Raw genomic sequence first — 17211 nt, forward strand, 5'->3', positions numbered from 1 at the left:
ATTAGTGACCGCCTCGCTGCGTTCGTTGTGGGTCGGTGCCGCGCCGGGGTACGCCCCCAGCCTTCGGCCGGGGGGCACCCCGCCACACCCCCTCCTGCCGGTTGGGGCGGCTAACGGCCGGTGGGGGTGAGAAGGCCGTCCGGGGTTGCCGCGAGTGCCTCACTGACCCCCCACCGGCCGTCATGGTGTGGCGGGGTGCGCCCATGGGGGTCCCCCCGGCCGAAGGCTGGGGGAGACGAGCGGCGAACGCGGTGCCGAACGACGCAGGGGTAAACCGCGAGCGCTGTGGGGGCCCCCGGCCGAAGGCTGGGGGAGTGCGCCGGCGCGGCCCCGACCCAACAGAGCGCAGGCCCGCACTGACCACGCCGGGCAATCGGGTGGGCGGCGGGGAAACCGCCCGCCGCAGGCGCAAACAACCCGCACACAAGAACAGGCAGGCCGCGAGGGGCACCCCGGGTCGCAAGCACGGGCAGCGCGCGCAGGCTCACCCCGTGGGGGCGAGCGCACCGCGCGCCTCCGCGAGCGCGGCCTCGCAGAGGACCGGGAGCGGGACCACGATCCCGCACCGCCCGCATACGGGCCCCGCCCCGGGGTAGTGGTTGAGCCCGTTCCGCCACCGCAGGTGCGACTCGCCGCAGACCGGGCACCCCGTACCGGGCCCCGCGTCGATCGCCGCGATGATGCGCCGCAGTACGTCGGCCAGCCGGTCGTCGGGGTGGACGCGGGGGTCCTCGCACCAGGCGACCCCGTTGCCGCCCCAGGTGCGCCGGTGCCAGTCGTCGAGCGCGCCGGGCTGCCGGATGCCGTAGAACTTCTCCTCCTTGCGGCGGGCCGCGAACTCCCCCTCGTAGGTGAGCCAGACCGCCCGCGCCTCCTCCAGTTCCGCGAGGGCCGTGACGAGCCGGACCGGGTCCGGCTCGCGGTCGTCGGGCGCGATCCCCGCGCCGGCGCACAGGTGGTCCCAGGTCGCGCGGTGCCCGTACGGCGCGAAGCGCTCGAGGCACCTGCGCAGGTAGGTGCGGCGCTGGGTGGGGGAGCGCCGGGGATCGCGCACCTGTCTGGCGAGGCTCCGGAATCCGGCCATGGTGTGTGCCACCTCCGTCGTCGGTGTCGCATCGCTGTCGAATGGACGTAACGGACGGCGTTCCGGATCCATCCCCGGCGCGGCGAGTTCCAGCCGGGATGGCGTAGCTGAAACGTGACGCATGTTCATCTTACTGGGGGGTCATATTTCGAAGTAACCTGCGTCACACCGCGCTTCGTGAGGAGTGGTCATGCGAGCCAGATTTGGCAGGTTCAGGACAAAACTCAGAACGACCGCCGCGGCGGCGGTCCTCGCCCTGGGCGCGAGCCTCGTCGCGCCGCTGCCCATGGCGGCGCACGCCGCCCCCGTCACCGACTACTGCCAGGGGCGGTGCTCGGACATCCTGCCGCCGGGTGAGAACGGCAACGCCACCCTCGCCCAGATCCTGCTCAACCAGATCTTCGGCACCCAGCCGGAGCACGCGGAGGACCAGCTCGGGCCGTACGCGAACCTGGCCGGCGGGTACCAGAACCTCACCGACGCCACGATCAACAACTTCTTCAACGACGCCTCCTTCGGCGTCCCGTCCGGGCAGGTCGCCTCGACGACCTCGCCCCGCAGCGACGTGACGATCACCCGGGACAAGAAGACCGGGGTGCCGCACATCTCCGGCACGACCCGGTACGGGACGGAGTTCGGGGCCGGGTACGCCGCGGCGCAGGACCGGCTCTGGCTGATGGACCTGTTCCGGCACGTGGGACGCGGCCAGCTGACCTCCTTCGCCGGCGGCGCCCCCGCGAACCAGGGGCTGGAGCAGGAGTTCTGGCGCGCCGCGCCGTACACCGAGGAGGACCTGCAGGCCCAGATCGACTGGATCGCCACGCAGAACGGGGAGCGCGGCCGCCAGGCGCTGGCCGACGTCAACGCCTACGTCGACGGGATCAACGCCTACATCGCGGCCTCCGACAGCGGCCGCTACTTCCCCGGTGAGTACGTGCTGACCGGCCACAAGGACGCCATCACCAACGCCGGCACCATCGAGAGGTTCAAGTCCACCGACCTGATCGCCCTGGCGTCCGTGATCGGCGCGCTGTTCGGCACCGGAGGCGGTGGCGAGGTGACCAACGCCCTGTCCCTGCTGGCCGCCCAGCAGAAGTACGGGGTCACCGAGGGCACCAGGGTCTGGGAGTCCTTCCGCGAGCGCAACGACCCCGAGGCGGCCCTGACCGTGCACGACGGTCGGAGCTTCCCGTACGCCGTCCGGCCGGAGAACCCGCAGGGGAGGGCGCTGCCCGACACCGGGAGCGTCACGGTGGAGCCGCTGGTCTACGACCGCACCGGCAGCGCGGGCACCGCGAAGGCGTCCGCGGCCTCGAAGACCGCCACCACCGCGGCCCTGTCCGCGAACACCCGGGGCATGTCCAACGCGCTGCTGGTCAGCGGCGCGCACACCGCGAGCGGCCACCCGATCGCCGTCTTCGGCCCGCAGACCGGCTACTTCGCGCCACAGCTGCTGATGCTCCAGGAGATCCAGGGCCCCGGCATCAGCGCCCGCGGCGCCTCCTTCGCGGGTCTGAGCATGTACGTGGAGCTGGGCCGTGGCCAGGACTACGCGTGGAGCGCGACCACCTCGGCCCAGGACATCACCGACACCTACACGGTGGAGCTCTGCCAGGACGACGTCCACTACCTCTACCGCGGCACCTGCACGGCCATGGAGAAGCTGGAACGCAGTAACTCCTGGAAGCCCACGACCGCCGACGGCACCGCGGCCGGTTCCTACCGGATGCAGATCTACCGCACCGAGTACGGCCCGGTGACGCACCGCGCCACGGTCGGCGGCAAGAAGGTCGCCTACGTGTCGCTGCGCAGCTCCTACATGCACGAGGCCGACTCGGTCGTCGGCTTCCAGATGCTCAACGACCCGGCCGCCGTCACCGACGCGGCCTCCTTCCAGCAGGCCGTCCAGCACATCAACTACACCTTCAACTGGTTCTACGCCGACTCCCGGCAGGCCGCCTACTTCAACAGCGGCGCCAACCCGGTGCGGGCCGCGGACGTCGACCCGACCTTCCCGGTCCGGGCCGAACCCGCCTACGAGTGGCGCGGTTTCGACCCCGCCCACAACACCGCCGACTACACGTCCGCCTCGGAGCACCCGCAGTCCGTCGGCCAGGACTACTACGTCTCCTGGAACAACCGGCAGGCCAAGGACTACGACGCGGCCGGGTTCGGCAACGGCTCGGTGCACCGCGGCAACCTCCTGGACGACCGGGTGAAGAAGCTGGTCGCGGCGGGCGGAGTCACGCGGGCCCAGCTGACCAGGGCGATGGCCGACGCGGCCCTGACCGACCTGCGCGGCGAGGACGTGCTGCCCGACCTGCTCAAGGTGCTGCGCAGCGGCACGGTCTCCGACCCCGCGGTGTCCGCGGCCGTCACCAAGCTCTCCGACTGGGTGGCCGCCGGTGCCAAGCGCCGGGAGACCTCGCCGGGTTCGCACGCCTACGCCAACGCCGACGCGGTGCGGATCATGGACGCGTGGTGGCCGCTGCTGGTCCAGGCCGAGTTCGAACCGGGCCTGGGGAGCGAGCTGTACGCGGCGCTGACCGCCAACCTCACCGTCGACGAGGCGCCCTCGGCCGGGCACGGCCCGACCGGGTTGCACGCCGGCAGCTCCTTCCAGTACGGCTGGTGGTCCTATGTCGACAAGGACATACGGACGGTGCTCGGCGAACCCGTGCAGGGCGGCCTGGCGCGCACGTACTGCGGCGGCGGCGACCTCGCGGCCTGCCGGGACGTGCTGACCGGCACCCTCAAGCAGGCCGCCGCCAGGACCGCCGCCCAGGTGTACCCGGGTGACGAGAACTGCTCGGCCGGCGACCAGTGGTGCGCCGACACGGTCATCCACCGCACCCTCGGCGGCATCAAGCACGGCAAGATCAGCTGGCAGAACCGCCCGACCTACCAGCAGGTCGTGGAGTTCCCCGCCCACCGCTGATCCGTCGTGCACGGCCCGCGCGGGCCGGTGCCCGGCCCACGGCCTCAGGCCAGGAGTCGGCCCGCGCGCAACACGATCCGCGCCAGCTCGGGGTGGCAGATGTCGCTGTGCGCCCCGGAGGGCGGCCCCCCTCGGCGCACCACGGCCGAGGCGTCCACGCTCACGCACCCGGCCCGGGGGAACGCCCCGCGCAGCGCCTCGGCCAGCGGCACGTCCATGGTGTCGTCGACCGCCTTGATGCCGTCGTGGCCCGTGGCGCCCCAGCGGTCGCCGAGGTCGGGCCCGAACCCCCGGTCGTCACCCGCCAGCCGGGAGGCGATCGGGTACATCGTGCCGAGCGCCGTGTCGTGGCGGGAGTAGCAGGACACCACCGGGCCCGCCACCTTGAGCCGGGCGGTGCTCAACGCGCCGCCGTGGGCCCCGTCGTGGGGGAGCCGGGACGCGAACGCGTAGTGCGAGAAGGCGCCCTGGAGCAGGGTCACCGACTTCACGGCGCGTACCCCGTCGGGCAGTCCGCGCAGCGCGTAGGAGACCAGCCGGCCGCCGAAGCTGTGGCCGACCAGGTGGACGGAGAGCGAGGGGTGGGCCCGCGCGAGCCGGCCCAGGAGGGGGCCGAGGCCCCGCTCGCCCACCGTCCCGGCCCGCCGCTTCATCGCGTAGTACGTCGCCTGGCGCAGCATCTCCTTGGCGCCGTTCCACAGCCGCGTCCAGCCGCCGCCCGCCAGCGGCAGCCCGGTGCCGCCCTCCAGGGCCGCGGCGTACTCCTCGCAGGCGGCCACGGGGTCGCCGCACAGGACGGCCGGTTCGGCCCCCGGCGCCGCGTCGGAGGTGTCGTCCGCGCACAGCCCCGCCACGGCCTGCGGCGGCACCCCGGTCAGCCGCCGCACCAGGGCGGCGAACTCCGCGAACGGCTCCTCGCCGTCGGGGCGTTCCTCCAGCAGTTCGGCGATCCGGCGGATCTCGTCCTCGTGGCCGGGGAAGACCGCCACGAGCGCGTCACGGGTGGCCGCGTCGAGCGCCGGCTCGGGCCGCCGCGGTTCCGGGCCGGGCAGGAGGGCGTCGAAGTCGGGGATCGGCTCGTCGGTGAAGCGCATGGAGGGCCACAGCACGCCCACGTAGCCGATGACCGTGCCGGGCCGGGCGCGGCCGGCGAGCAGTCCGGGGACGGGGGCGAGGAAACGGTCGTACAGGCTGGTCGCTCCGGAGCGGTCGCTGTTCCAGCCGTGCGAGAAGACCAGCAGGTCGGTGACGCCCTTCGCGCCGACGCCCGCGGTGAGCCGGTCGCGCTGCGCCCGGTCGGGATCGCCGTCCGCGTCGAAGGTCAGCTCCCAGTACGGCTCGACACTCATTTCCGGCATGACCGTCCCCCTGGCTCGCCCGGACCGATGCGGTCGCATCATCCCAATCCGGCGAGGATGCGGCCATACACCGCGCGAGGGGAATTCCGGCACCGGCGCGGCGTGCCCTTCCCAAGTTCTGACCGACCGCTTAGTATGCCGAACGGAGCCGTTCCGAGTCGAAGGAGACGCGATGGAAGCGCTGCGCGATGCCCGGGTGGTGGTCACCGGTGCCGGAGGCGGGATCGGGGCGGCGCTGGCCCGGAGATTCGCGGCGCAGGGCGCGCGCGTCGTCGTCAACGACCTGAACGAGGGCGCCGCCAAGACCGTCGCGGACGAGATCGGCGGCATCTGCGTCCCCGGCGACGCCTCGGCGGTCGTCGAGCCGGCCCGCGCGGCGCTCGGCGGGGGCATCGACGTGTTCTGCGCCAACGCCGGCATCGGCGCCATGGCCGGGGCCGAGGCCGACGACGCCGTCTGGGAACGGGTCTGGGACGTCAACGTCATGGCGCACGTGCGCGCCGCCCGCGCGCTGCTCCCGGAATGGCTGGAGCGCGGCGAGGGCCGCTTCATCGCCACCGTCTCCGCCGCCGGGCTGCTGACGATGGTCGGCGACGCCCCCTACTCGGTGACCAAGCACGGTGCCCTCGCCTTCGCCGAGTGGCTCGCCGTCACCTACCGTCACCGGGGCGTGCGCGTCCACGCCGTCTGCCCGCAGGGCGTGCGCACCGACATGCTGCGCGCGGCGGGGCACACCGGCGACCTCGTGCTCGCCCCCACCGCCATCGAACCGGAGGACGTCGCCGAGGCCGTGTTCCAGGGCATCGCCGACGAGCGCTTCCTGATCCTGCCGCACCCCGAGGCGGGCGCCTACTACACCGCCCGCGCCGGGGACACCGACCGCTGGATCGACGGCATGAACCGGGTGCAGCGGAAGCTGGAGGAGGGGCGCGACGCGTGAGCCCGTACGACGGCAAGCCCTGGCTGCGGCACTTCGCCGAGGAACTGCACACCCTCCCCGACCCGCCGGTCACCCTGCTGCACGCGTTCCGCGAGGTCGTCGCCCGCGTCCCCGGCCGCACCGCGCTCGCGTACTTCGACGGCCGGCTGACCTACCGCGCGCTCGACGAACTGTCCGACGGGCTCGCCCGGCACCTGGCCGCCCGCGGCTTCGCGCGCGGCGACCGGCTGGCGATCGTCCTGCAGAACGTGCCGCAGTTCGCCGTCGCCCTGCTCGGCGCCTGGAAGGCCGGCGGTACGGTCGTGCCCGTCAACCCCATGTACAAGGAGCGCGAACTCGCCCACGTACTGGAGGACGCCGGGGTGGCCGCCCTGGTCTGCTCCGACCGTGCCTGGGACACGCACGTCCGCCGGACCGCGGCCGGTTCGCCGGTGCGGATCCCGCTGACGACCAGTGAACTCGACCTGCAGACCCGGAACGACGCGCGCGTCCTGCCGGAGCGGCGCACACCGGCGGACGACGCGGAGGACCTGCTCGCCGCCGCGCACGCGGGCACCGCGGGACCGGCGCTGCCCGACCCCGGCCTGACCGCCGGCGACATCGCGCTGATCAGCTACACCTCGGGCACCAGCGGCGTCCCCAAGGGCGCGATGAACACCCACGGCAACATCAGCTACAACGCCGACCGGCAGCGCGCGCACAGCGTCCTGCCCGACGGCGCCACGCTCTTCGCGCTCGCCCCGCTGTTCCACATCACCGGCATGGTCTGCCAGCTGGCCGCCGGCCTCGTCGCGGGCTCCACCGTGGCGCTGGCCCACCGCTTCGAGCCGGGCGTCGTCCTCGACGCGCTGCGCGAGCACCGCCCGGCGTACATGGTCGGCCCCTCCACCGCCTATATGGCGCTCATGGCCCGGCCCGACGCCACCGCCGAGGACTTCTCCTCCTTCCACCTGCTCTACTCCGGCGGCGCCCCTGTGCCGCCCGCGCTGGTCGCCGCCTTCCGCGGCCGCTTCGGCCACTACCTGCGCAACGGGTACGGCCTCACCGAGTGCACCGCGCCCTGCGCCAGCGTCCCGGCCGGTCTGGAGGCCCCGGTCGACCCGGTCTCCGGGACGCTCTCGGTCGGCGTCCCCGGCCCCGGCACGCTGGTGCGCATCATCGACGACAAGGGCGCCGACGTGCCCTTCGGCGAGCACGGCGAGATCGCCGTCCGCGGGCCCATGGTCGTGCCGGGCTACTGGAACCGGCCCGAGGCCTCGCAGGAGGCCCTGCCCGGCGGCGAGCTGCGCACCGGCGACATCGGCTTCATGGACGAGGAGGGCTGGCTCTACGTCGTCGACCGGAAGAAGGACATGATCAACGCGTCCGGCTTCAAGGTGTGGCCGCGCGAGGTCGAGGACGTCCTGTACACGCACCCCGCCGTGCGCGAGGCGGCCGTGGTCGGGGTCCCCGACGCCTACCGGGGCGAGTCGGTGAAGGCCTTCGTCAGCCTCCGCCCGGGGGCCGCGGCGGACCCGGCCGAGCTGATCGGGCACTGCAGGGAGCACCTCGCGGCGTACAAGTACCCCCGCGAGATCGAGGTCCTGCCCGAGCTGCCCAAGACGTCGAGCGGCAAGATCCTCCGCAGGGAGCTGCGCGCACGGCGGGATTGAGTCACATACCGGTCGGTATGCTGTCCGGGCGCACCGGTACGGAGAGAGGGCAGGCCATGGCACGGAGCACCACCCCACCCAAGGCGACCACGACCGCGGTCCCCCAGCGGCTGCTCGCCGAGGCCACCCGCCTCTTCGCCGAGCGCGGATACGACCGGACGTCGGTGCAGGAGATCGTCGAGGCGGCCGGCGTCACCAAGGGCGCGCTCTACCACTACTTCGGCAGCAAGGACGACCTCCTGCACGAGATCTACGGGCGCGTGCTGCGGTTGCAGATGCAGCGCCTGGAGGCGATCGCCGGCAAGGAGACGGCGCCGGTGGCGGAACGCCTGGTCGAGGCCGCCGCCGACGTCGTCGTCACCAGCATCGGCAACCTCGACGACACCAAGATCTTCTTCCGGTCGATGCACCAGCTCAGCCCGGAGAAGCAGAAGGCGGTGCGGGCCGACCGCCGCCGCTACCACGAGAAGTTCCGCGCACTGGTCGAGGAGGGGCAGCGCGAGGGCGTGTTCCGGCAGGAGGTCCGGCCGGATCTCGTCGTCGACTTCTTCTTCGGCGCCGTGCACCACCTCGGCACCTGGTACCGGGAGGACGGGCCGCTCTCCGCCGACCAGGTCGCCGCCGACTTCGCAGACATGCTGCTGCACTCCGTGCGGCAGCCCTGAACCGAACCGGGAGCAGACCGCATGAAGGCATGGCGAGTGCACGAGAACGGGGAGCCGCGCGCGGCGATGCGCCTGGACGAGGTCCCCGACCCGCAGCCGGGCCCCGGTGAACTGCTCCTGAAGGTCCGCGCGGCCAACGTCAACTTCCCCGACGCGCTGCTCTGCCGCGGGCACTACCAGGTGCGGCCGCCGCTGCCGTTCACCCCGGGCGTCGAGTTCTGCGGTGAGGTCGTCGCGGCCGGCGAGGGGGTCACCGGGCACGTCGCCGGCGACCGGGTCATCGCCCCGGCGGCGCTGCCCGGCGGTGCCTTCGCCGAACTCGCCGTCGTCCCCGCCGCGAGCGTGCTGCCCGCGCCCCCCGCGCTGGACGACGCCGAGGCCGCCGCCCTCCACATCGGCTACCAGACCGGCTGGTTCGGGCTGCACCGGCGGGCGGCGCTCCGGGCCGGCGAGACCCTGCTCGTGCACGCCGCGGCGGGCGGTGTCGGCAGCGCCGCCGTCCAGCTCGGCAAGGCGGCGGGCGCCACGGTGATCGGCGTGGTCGGCGGGCCCGAGAAGGCCAAGGCCGCCCGCGCCCTGGGCGCCGACGTCGTCGTGGACCGGACCTGCGAGGACTTCGTGGCCGTCGTCAAGGAGGCCACCGGCGGACGCGGCGCCGACGTCGTGTACGACCCGGTGGGCGGCGAGGCCTACACCCGGTCCACCAAGTGCATCGCCTTCGAGGGCCGCATCCTGGTCGTGGGCTTCACCAGCGGCACGATCCCCAGCCCCGGCCTCAACCACGCGCTGGTCAAGAACTACTCCATCGTCGGCCTGCACTGGGGCCTGTACAACGCCCACGACCCCGCCGCCGTGCGCGGCTGCCACGAGGAGCTCACCCGCCTCGCCGCCGAGGGCGCGATCAAGCCCCTCGTCAGCGAGCGCGTCGCCCTGCAGGGTGCCGCCGACGCCGTCCAGCGGGTCGCCGACGGCACGACGACCGGCCGCGTGGTGGTCCTGCCCGGCTGATCGCGCACCGCACGGAGCCGGAGTGCGCCGGGCAAACCCCGCGGTGGAGGGCCGGCAACTCCACCGCGGTGGCACCGGCGTCCGGATCCGGGTCCGCAGGCACCTCGCCCGCGGACCCGGCCCCCGCGGAGCGGGTCCTCGCCCCCCAAGTCACATGACGCGGGTCGGCGCGCGGACGGACCGAGGTGGGGGATCGGCCCCGAGGGCGTGCCGCCCGCGTGTACGGCGGCGGGCACGAGCCCGGTTGCGCGGAATCCGCACCGCGCGGGCAACCGATGCCGGGCACCGCGACGGACCACCTTGGCGACGCCCGCTGACCGGTGGCGTCCGCCCGCGCACCGGCCGCGCATGGGGGCGGCTCCCCCGGGCTCCCCCGGGGGGAGGAGCCCGGGGGAGCCGCCGTCCTTCGTGCCGGGTCAGGCGTTCTCGGCATACCGCCTCAGTTCACGGCGGGCCAGGGAGCGCTTGTGGACCTCGTCGGGGCCGTCGGCCAGCCGCAGGGTGCGGGCCGCCGCGTACAGCTCGGCCAGCGGGAAGTCCTGGCTGACGCCGCCCGCGCCGTGCAGCTGGATGGCGCGGTCGAGGATCAGCCCGACCTTCTCCGGGGTGGCGATCTTGATGGCCTGGATCTCGGTGTGGGCGCCCCGGTTGCCGACGGTGTCCATCAGCCAGGCGGTCTTGAGCACCAGCAGCCGCAGCTGCTCGATGTCCACCCGGGCCTCGGCGATCCACTCCTGGACGACCCCCTGCGCCGCCAGCGGCCTGCCGAAGGCGACACGTCCCGTGGCACGCCGGCACATCAGCTCCACCGCCCGCTCGGCCATGCCGATCAGCCGCATGCAGTGGTGGATGCGGCCCGGGCCCAGCCGCGCCTGGGCGATGGCGAAGCCGCCGCCCTCCTCGCCGATCAGGTTCTCCGCGGGGACGCGCACGTCGTGGAAGGCGACCTCCGCGTGGCCGCCGTGGTCGCCGTCGTCGTAGCCGAACACCCGCATGCCGCGGCGCACTTCGAGGCCGGGGGTGTCGCGCGGCACCAGGACCATGCTCTGCTGGCGGTGCCGGTCCGCGGCCGGGTCGGTCTTGCCCATGACGATGAAGATCCGGCACCGCGGGTTCATCGCGCCGGAGATGTACCACTTGCGGCCGTTGATGACGTACTCGTCGCCGACCCGCTCGATCCGCGTCTCGATGTTGGTGGCGTCGGAGGAGGCGACGTCGGGCTCGGTCATCGCGAAGGCCGAGCGGATCTCGCCCGCGAGCAGCGGCTCCAGCCAGCTCTTGCGCTGCTCCTCGCTGCCGAACTCGCTCAGCACCTCCATGTTGCCGGTGTCCGGCGCGGCGCAGTTGAGGGCCGGCGGGGCGAGGTGCGGGCTGCGGCCGGTGATCTCGGCCAGCGGCGCGTACTGGAGGTTGGTGAGCCCGGCGCCGCGCTCGCCGGGGAGGAAGAGGTTCCACAGCCCGCGCTCGCGCGCCGTGGCCTTCAGCTCCTCCACGACCGGCGGCGCCGACCACACGGCCTCGCCCTCGGCCTCCTCGCGCTGCCGGTGGAAGACCGGTTCCGCCGGGTACACGTGCTCGTCCATGAACGCGAGCAGCCGCTCGCGCAGTTCCTCGGTCCTGGCGTCGTACGCGAAATCCATGGCTCAGCCTTCCTGAAGCTTGCGCAGGCCGTTGTCGATGAAGGCCGGGACCAGGGCGCCGATCCGGTCGAAGCCGGCGCCGAGGGTCTGGCCGAGGGTGTAGCGGTAGTGGATGCCCTCGAGGATCACCGCGAGCTTGAAGTAGGCGAAGGCGGTGTACCAGGCGACCGAGGACACGTCCCGGCCGGAGCCGGCCGCGTAGCGCTCGACCAGCTCGGCGGGGGAGGGGTGGCCGGGCGCGCCACCGGTGACGGAGACCGGGGTGCCCGGGGTGGGGCGCAGCTCGCTGTACATGAGCAGCAGCCCGAGGTCGGTGAGCGGGTCGCCGAGGGTGGACATCTCCCAGTCGAGGATGGCCCGGACGGTGTCGTCGGCGCCGATCAGGACATTGTCGAGCCGGTAGTCGCCGTGCACGACCGCCGCCGGCGCGGAGGCGGGCAGGCGCGTGCCGAGCAGCGCCGCGAGTTCGTCGATGCCCGCCAGCTCGCGGCTGCGTGAGGCGTCGAGCTGCTTGCCCCAGCGGCGCAGCTGCCGCTCCAGGAAGCCCTCGGGCCTGCCGAAGTCGTCCAGTCCCACCGCGCGCGGCTCCACGGCGTGCAGCGCCACCAGGGTGTCCACCAGCCGCAGCACGATGTCCCGGGTGCGCTCCGGCCCGAGCGCCGCGAGCTGTCCCTCGGTGCGGTAGGGCGTGCCCTCGACGAAGTCCATGACGTAGAAGGGCGCGCCGACGACCTCGGGGTCCTCGCAGAGGAGCACCGCCCCCGGGACGGGGACGGGGGTGTCGCGCAGGGCGCTGATGACCCGGTGCTCGCGGGTCATGTCGTGCGCCGTCGCCAGGACGTGGCCGAGCGGGGGGCGCCGGACGACCCAGCGGGAGACGCCGTCGGTCACCGCGTAGGTCAGGTTCGACCGGCCGCCCTCGATGAGCTCGCCGTCGAGCGCGCCCGCCACCAGCCCGGGCCGCTCGGCGTCGAGGTGCCGCCGCAGCCGCTCCAGGTCGAGTCCCGGTGGGTTCTCCGTCCCGCTCATCGTTGCTCCTCGCCACTGCCAAAGCTGTCCCGGCTATCATGCCGACCAGTCGGTATGTCGTCCAGTCCGCCGCCCCGTCCGCCTCGAAAACCAGGTGCCCACGGTTCCCGGCGCTGCGAGACTGACGCCATGATCCCGCCCGCCGCCCTCGACTCGCTGTACGGACTGGCCCATGGCGACGCCTTCGGCGACCGCTGGTTCTTCGTCCCGCGCGAGGAGCGGGAGGGCGGCATCGCGCGGCGGATCACCCCCGAGGACGTTCCCTGGTACTGGACCGACGACACCGCCCAGGCCCTGGCGCTGTTCGGGCACCTCGAGGCGCACGGCGGAACCGTCGGGCAGGACGCCCTCGCGGCCGGTCTCGCCGCGGCGTACGCCGCCGACCCGTACCGCAAGTACGGCCCCTCCATGCACGACGTCCTGCGCCGCATCGGCGCCGGGGAGCCCTGGGCGGACGTCGTGGGCGGGCAGTTCGGCGGGCAGGGCTCGTACGGCAACGGAGCCGCGATGCGGGTCGCCCCGCTGGGCGCGTGGCTCGCCGCCGACCTGGAGGGTGCCGCCCGCGCCGCCGCCGCGCAGGCGGCCGTGTCCCACCACCACCCCGAGGCCGCCGCCGGAGCCGTCGCCGTGGCGCTCGCCGCCCGCAGCCGCGGCGGCCCGGCCCCGCAGGACCTGCTGACGGCGGTGGCCGAGCGGCTCCCCGAGAGCGACGTGCGCTCCGGTCTGCGCACCGCGGGCCGCTTCCCCGAGGGCACCTCGGTGCGGCACGCGGCCGAGGTCCTGGGCTCCGGTTACGGGGTCTCGGCGCCGGACACCGTCCCCTTCGCGCTGTGGTGCGCAGCACGGTACCTGGACGACCTGGAGGGCGGCCTGTGGCACACCGTCGCCGGGCTCGGCGACATGGACACCACCTGTGCCATCGCCGGCGGGGTCATCGCCGCCCGCACGGGGGTCGCCTCGCTGCCGCCCGTCTGGCGTGCGGCGTTGGAGCCGCTGCCGGACTGGGTCCCGGCGTCGTCTGGCGGACCGGCGTAGCGCCGCCGACCTGCGCGTTCTTGACGGGCATCCGGACGCCGCCTAGGGTCGCGTTCTGGTGGACGTATGAGATTCACATATGTGAACGTGATGAACGCGAGGGGTGGCGTGCAGTGGCACAGCACAGGGATCTGACGATCACCGGGGTACGTCTCACCCCCGTCCTCATCTCCGACCCGCCGCTGCTCAACACCCAAGGCGTGCACCAGCCCTACACCCCGCGCCTGATCGTCGAGGTGACCACCGCGGGCGGCGTGAGCGGCGTCGGGGAGACCTACGGCGACACCCGCTACCTCGAACCCGCCCGGCAACTGGCGGATGCCCTGCCGGGCTGCCGCGTCGACGACCTCAACAACCTGCCGTCGCTCGCGGCGCTGGTGTGCGCGCCCCCCGAGGGGATCTCCGACGCGGTGGACGCCGGCGGGCTGCGCGGTGTCCAGACCGCCGACAAACTGCTGCTCTCGGTGGTCTCCGCCTTCGAGGTGGCCTGCCTGGACGCCCTCGGCAAGGTGCTGGGGCTGCCGGTGCACGCCCTGCTCGGCGGGAAGGTCCGCGACACCGTCGACTACAGCGCCTACCTCTTCTACCGCTGGGCCGGACACCCCGGCGGCCAGGGCGAGAAGGACGACTGGGACGCCGCGCTGGACCCGGCCGGGGTGGTGGCGCAGGCCCGCAGGCTGGTGCGCGAGCACGGCTTCACCTCGTTCAAGCTGAAGGGCGGGGTGTTCGCGCCGGAGGAGGAGATCGCCGCCGTACGGGCCCTGGCGGAGGCGTTCCCCGAGCAGCCGCTGCGGCTGGACCCCAACGGCGCCTGGTCGGTGGAGACCTCGCTGCACGTGGCGCGGGAGCTCGGCGACGTCCTGGAGTACCTGGAGGACCCGGCCACGGGCACCGCCCTGATGGCCGAGGTGTCCGCAGGCACCGACGTGCCGCTCGCCACCAACATGTGCGTGACGACCTTCCCCGAGATCGCCGAGGCCTTCGCCAAGGACGCGGTCCAGATCGTGCTCTCCGACCACCACTACTGGGGCGGGCTGCGCAACACCCGCGAACTGGCCGCCATCTGCCGCACCTTCGGGGTCGGCCTGTCGATGCACTCCAACACCCACCTGGGCATCAGCCTGGCCGCCATGACCCACGTCGCCGCCACCGTGCCCGGGCTGCACCACGCCTGCGACTCGCACTACCCCTGGCAGACCGAGGACGTCATCACCCGCCGCCACGAGTTCCGCGGCGGCCGGCTGCCCGTCTCCGACGCCCCCGGCCTCGGGGTGGAAGTGGACCGTACGGCCCTGGACGCCCTGCACCGGCGCTGGCTGGACGACGACGGCACCTTCCACGAGCGCGACGACGCCGCCGCCATGCGCAAGGCCGAGCCCGGCTGGGTCGCCCGCCGCTGGTGACCGGGGCGGGCCTCAGGCCAGGCACTCCGGGATCCGGCCGCCGTTCAGCACGGCCATGTCGGTGATCACGGGCATCAGGTCCAGCGGCGAGCCGAGCGGCAGGCCGTCCAGCTCCGCGTACGCGCGGTGCAGGTTGGCGACCAGCCGCTCCGGCTCGCGCAGCGTCGCGAACTCGCCGAGGTCGGCCGCCCGCGCGACCTCCATCGGCGTCCGTCCCGCCTTGTGGCCCTCGGCCGCCAGCTCGCCCACGAAGCGCAGGTAGCCCTCGACGGTGGCGTAGACAGAGGGGTCGCAGATGCCGCCGTGCCCCGGCACCACGACCTCGGCGTCGAGCGAGCGCAGCACCTCCAGGGCACGCAGCGAGCCCTCCAGCGAGCCCATGGGGACGAACGGCGCGCCGCCGTTGAAGACCAGGTCGCCGGTGAAGACGACCTTGCGCCCCGGGAGCCACACGATCGTGTCGCCGAGGGTGTGGGCCACCCCGGGGTGCAGGAGCTGGACCTCCTCCTCGCCGACGTAGAGGGTCAGCCGGTCCTCGTAGGTGACCGTCGCCGGGAGCACCGGCACCTCGCCGTACTCCACGTCCGGCCAGATCGCGTGGAGCTGGTGCCCGGCCGCGACCTGCTCGGTGACGCACGCGGAGTGCCCGACGATCCGGGCCCCCTCCGCGAACACGGCGTTGCCGTAGGTGTGGTCACCGTGGTGGTGGGTGTTGACCACGTGCGCGGGCATCGGCGCGCCGGAGGCGAGGAGGGCCTCGCGCAGCAGCAGGGCCCGGCGCTCGGTGGCGGCGGTGTCGACCAGCAGCGTCGTGTGCCCGTCGGTCACCCAGCCCGCGTTGTTGAGGCACCAGCCCCCGTCCGGCTGGACGTAGGCGTGGACCCCGGGAGCGACCTCCACGGTGAACGGGTGCTCGGTGTGCAGCTGTGACATTTTGACGCCCTTCCCTGGTCAGACGCATGGAACGTATCAGGGAAGGGCGTCCGGACGGCGACGCGGGGGCGTCGCCTACAAGACGAGCGAGAGCAGCAGGACGAAGACGATGCCGACGACGGAGATCACGGTCTCCATGGCGGACCAGGACTTCAGGGTCTGCGGGACGTTCATCCCGAAGTACTCCTTCACCAGCCAGAAGCCCGCGTCGTTGACGTGCGAGAAGAACAGCGAGCCGGCGCCGACGGCGAGCACCAGCAGTGCGGCGTGCGTCGAGGTCATGCCTTCGGCCAGCGGCGCGACCAGACCCGCGGCGGAGATGGTGGCCACGGTGGCGGAGCCGGTGGCGACCCGGATCAGGACGGCGATCAGCCAGGCCAGCAGCAGCGGCGAGATGTTCCAGCCGTCCGACCAGTTCAGGATCATGTTGCCGATGCCGGCGTCGATGAGGGTCTGCTTGAAGCCGCCGCCCGCGCCGACGATCAGCAGGATGCCGGCGATCGGGCCGAGCGACTTCTCCACCGTCGTGGAGATCCGCTCCTTGGTGAAGCCGGCCGCCCGGCCCAGGGTGAACATGCCCAGGACCACGGCGGACAGCAGGGCGATCAGCGGCGAGCCGATGACGTCGAAGACCCGGAAGACCAGGCTGCCCTGGTCGTCGACGAGGACGTCCACCAGCGCCTTGCCGAGCATCAGCACCACCGGCAGCAGCATCGTGGCCACGGTGGCGGCGAAGCCCGGACGCTTGTCCAGGTCGTCCGAGGCCCGGGTGGGGGTGAGGTGCTCGGGCGGGGTGACCTTCACCCAGCGGTCGGCGAACCGCCCGAAGAGCGGCCCGGCTATCGCGACGGTGGGCAGCGCGACGAGCACGCCGAGCGCGAGGGTGGTGCCGAGGTCGGCGTGGATGGAGTCGATCGCGGCGAGCGGGCCGGGGTGCGGCGGCACCAGTCCGTGCATCACGGACAGACCCGCCAGTGCCGGGACGCCGATCCGGATCAGGGAGTGGTTGCCGCGCCGGGCCACCAGCAGCACGACCGGGATCAGCAGCACGATGCCGACCTCGAAGAAGAGCGGCAGCCCGATCAGGCCGGCGATCAGCGCCATCGCCCACGGCAGCCGCCGTTCGCCGGTCCTGGCGAGGATCGTGTCGACGATCTGGTCGGCGCCGCCGGAGTCGGCGAGCAGCTTGCCGAGGATCGCGCCGAGCGCGATGAGGACGCCCACGCCGGCGACGGTCGTGCCGAGGCCGGTGGTGAAGCTGGTGATGGTCTTGGCGAGGGGGGCGCCCGCGACGGCACCGAGGACACCGGTGCCGATGGTGAGGGCGAGGAAGGCGTGCATCTTCCAGCGGGTGATCAGCAGGACGATCACCGCGATGCCGGCGAGCGCGGCGAGGGCGAGCTGGGTGTCGCCCGCGCTGGTGATCGGCTCCGTCGCCGCCGGCGCCGCGGCCAGCAACTCGGCGCTGAGTGCAGACACGTTCTACTCCGTGGGGGGAGAGGGGGTGGGGGGAAGGGAAGAACGGG

At 73.3% G+C, this 17211-nt stretch carries 13 protein-coding genes; 7 read left to right on the forward strand and 6 right to left on the reverse strand.

From position 1 onward, the window contains the following. Positions 1-484: 484 nt before the first annotated feature. Positions 485-1084: a hypothetical protein gene (locus PV350_RS34185; RefSeq protein WP_499511009.1), complete on the reverse strand. Its 600-nt coding sequence runs from the start codon at positions 1082-1084 to the stop codon at positions 485-487. Between the two features lie 190 nt (positions 1085-1274). Between PV350_RS34185 and PV350_RS34190 the strand changes: the two genes are divergently transcribed. Beyond that, a complete protein-coding gene (locus tag PV350_RS34190; RefSeq protein WP_500337481.1) occupies positions 1275-4022 on the forward strand; it encodes a penicillin acylase family protein in 2748 nt (915 codons plus the stop codon). 44 nt (positions 4023-4066) lie between these two features. Here the strand turns inward: PV350_RS34190 and PV350_RS34195 are convergent, their stop codons facing one another. Then, complete coding sequence (locus PV350_RS34195; protein WP_499516783.1) at positions 4067-5371, reverse strand: lipase family protein; 1305 nt, start codon at positions 5369-5371, stop codon at positions 4067-4069. 181 nt (positions 5372-5552) lie between these two features. Here PV350_RS34195 and PV350_RS34200 point away from each other — a divergent pair, with 181 nt between their 5' ends. From PV350_RS34200 to PV350_RS34215, 4 genes are read left to right on the forward strand one after another with little or no spacing between them, the layout of a single operon-like run. Then, the gene (locus PV350_RS34200) at positions 5553-6320 is read left to right on the forward strand and encodes an SDR family oxidoreductase (RefSeq protein ID WP_500337482.1); all 768 of its coding nucleotides are present in this window, start codon (positions 5553-5555) and stop codon (positions 6318-6320) included. Next, positions 6317-7972, forward strand: a complete 1656-nt coding sequence (locus PV350_RS34205; protein ID WP_500337483.1) for a long-chain-fatty-acid--CoA ligase — start codon at positions 6317-6319, stop codon at positions 7970-7972. Before PV350_RS34200 ends, PV350_RS34205 begins: the two co-directional genes overlap by 4 nt. A 56-nt stretch (positions 7973-8028) precedes the next feature. Continuing rightward, on the forward strand, positions 8029-8637 hold the full coding sequence (locus PV350_RS34210; protein ID WP_499511005.1) for a TetR/AcrR family transcriptional regulator: 609 nt from the start codon (positions 8029-8031) through the stop codon (positions 8635-8637). A 21-nt stretch (positions 8638-8658) separates the two neighbouring features. After that, positions 8659-9645: an NADPH:quinone oxidoreductase family protein gene (locus PV350_RS34215; protein WP_500337484.1), complete on the forward strand. Its 987-nt coding sequence runs from the start codon at positions 8659-8661 to the stop codon at positions 9643-9645. A gap of 416 nt (positions 9646-10061) precedes the next feature. On the opposite strand, the gene PV350_RS34220 is transcribed toward PV350_RS34215, so the two are convergent. Together PV350_RS34220 and PV350_RS34225 are read right to left on the reverse strand one after the other, a co-directional pair. Next, on the reverse strand, positions 10062-11285 hold the full coding sequence (locus PV350_RS34220) for an acyl-CoA dehydrogenase family protein (RefSeq protein WP_500337485.1): 1224 nt from the start codon (positions 11283-11285) through the stop codon (positions 10062-10064). Between the two features lie 3 nt (positions 11286-11288). Further along, complete coding sequence (locus tag PV350_RS34225) at positions 11289-12314, reverse strand: phosphotransferase family protein (RefSeq protein ID WP_500337486.1); 1026 nt, start codon at positions 12312-12314, stop codon at positions 11289-11291. A 129-nt stretch (positions 12315-12443) separates the two neighbouring features. Here PV350_RS34225 and PV350_RS34230 point away from each other — a divergent pair, with 129 nt between their 5' ends. Further along, positions 12444-13349 carry an ADP-ribosylglycohydrolase family protein gene (locus tag PV350_RS34230; RefSeq protein WP_500337487.1) on the forward strand — a complete coding sequence of 302 codons (906 nt, stop codon included), beginning with the start codon at positions 12444-12446 and terminating at the stop codon, positions 13347-13349. A gap of 113 nt (positions 13350-13462) precedes the next feature. Beyond that, positions 13463-14752, forward strand: coding sequence for a glucarate dehydratase family protein (locus PV350_RS34235; RefSeq protein ID WP_499511000.1), 1290 nt, complete (start codon positions 13463-13465; stop codon positions 14750-14752). Positions 14753-14764: 12 nt separating this feature from the next. Here PV350_RS34235 and PV350_RS34240 read toward each other — a convergent pair whose 3' ends face one another. Both PV350_RS34240 and PV350_RS34245 read right to left on the reverse strand, forming a co-directional pair. Further along, positions 14765-15685, reverse strand: coding sequence for an MBL fold metallo-hydrolase (locus PV350_RS34240; protein WP_500337488.1), 921 nt, complete (start codon positions 15683-15685; stop codon positions 14765-14767). Positions 15686-15760: 75 nt separating this feature from the next. Continuing rightward, complete coding sequence (locus PV350_RS34245; RefSeq protein ID WP_500337489.1) at positions 15761-17164, reverse strand: GntP family permease; 1404 nt, start codon at positions 17162-17164, stop codon at positions 15761-15763. Positions 17165-17211: the final 47 nt, after the last annotated feature.

The organism is Streptomyces sp. PA03-6a (assembly GCF_033792765.1).
Taxonomy (GTDB): Bacteria; Actinomycetota; Actinomycetes; order Streptomycetales; family Streptomycetaceae; genus Actinacidiphila.

Bases quoted from the DNA above. Each gene is read 5' to 3' on its own strand.
- PV350_RS34240 (WP_500337488.1), bottom strand. From the start codon at position 15,685: ATGTCACAGCTGCACACCGAGCACCCGTTCACCGTGGAGGTCGCTCCC.
- PV350_RS34220 (WP_500337485.1), bottom strand. From the start codon at position 11,285: ATGGATTTCGCGTACGACGCCAGGACCGAGGAACTGCGCGAGCGGCTG.
- PV350_RS34225 (WP_500337486.1), bottom strand. From the start codon at position 12,314: ATGAGCGGGACGGAGAACCCACCGGGACTCGACCTGGAGCGGCTGCGG.
- PV350_RS34215 (WP_500337484.1), top strand. From the start codon at position 8,659: ATGAAGGCATGGCGAGTGCACGAGAACGGGGAGCCGCGCGCGGCGATG.
- PV350_RS34210 (WP_499511005.1), top strand. From the start codon at position 8,029: ATGGCACGGAGCACCACCCCACCCAAGGCGACCACGACCGCGGTCCCC.
- PV350_RS34190 (WP_500337481.1), top strand. From the start codon at position 1,275: ATGCGAGCCAGATTTGGCAGGTTCAGGACAAAACTCAGAACGACCGCC.
- PV350_RS34185 (WP_499511009.1), bottom strand. From the start codon at position 1,084: ATGGCCGGATTCCGGAGCCTCGCCAGACAGGTGCGCGATCCCCGGCGC.
- PV350_RS34200 (WP_500337482.1), top strand. From the start codon at position 5,553: ATGGAAGCGCTGCGCGATGCCCGGGTGGTGGTCACCGGTGCCGGAGGC.
- PV350_RS34195 (WP_499516783.1), bottom strand. From the start codon at position 5,371: ATGAGTGTCGAGCCGTACTGGGAGCTGACCTTCGACGCGGACGGCGAT.
- PV350_RS34230 (WP_500337487.1), top strand. From the start codon at position 12,444: ATGATCCCGCCCGCCGCCCTCGACTCGCTGTACGGACTGGCCCATGGC.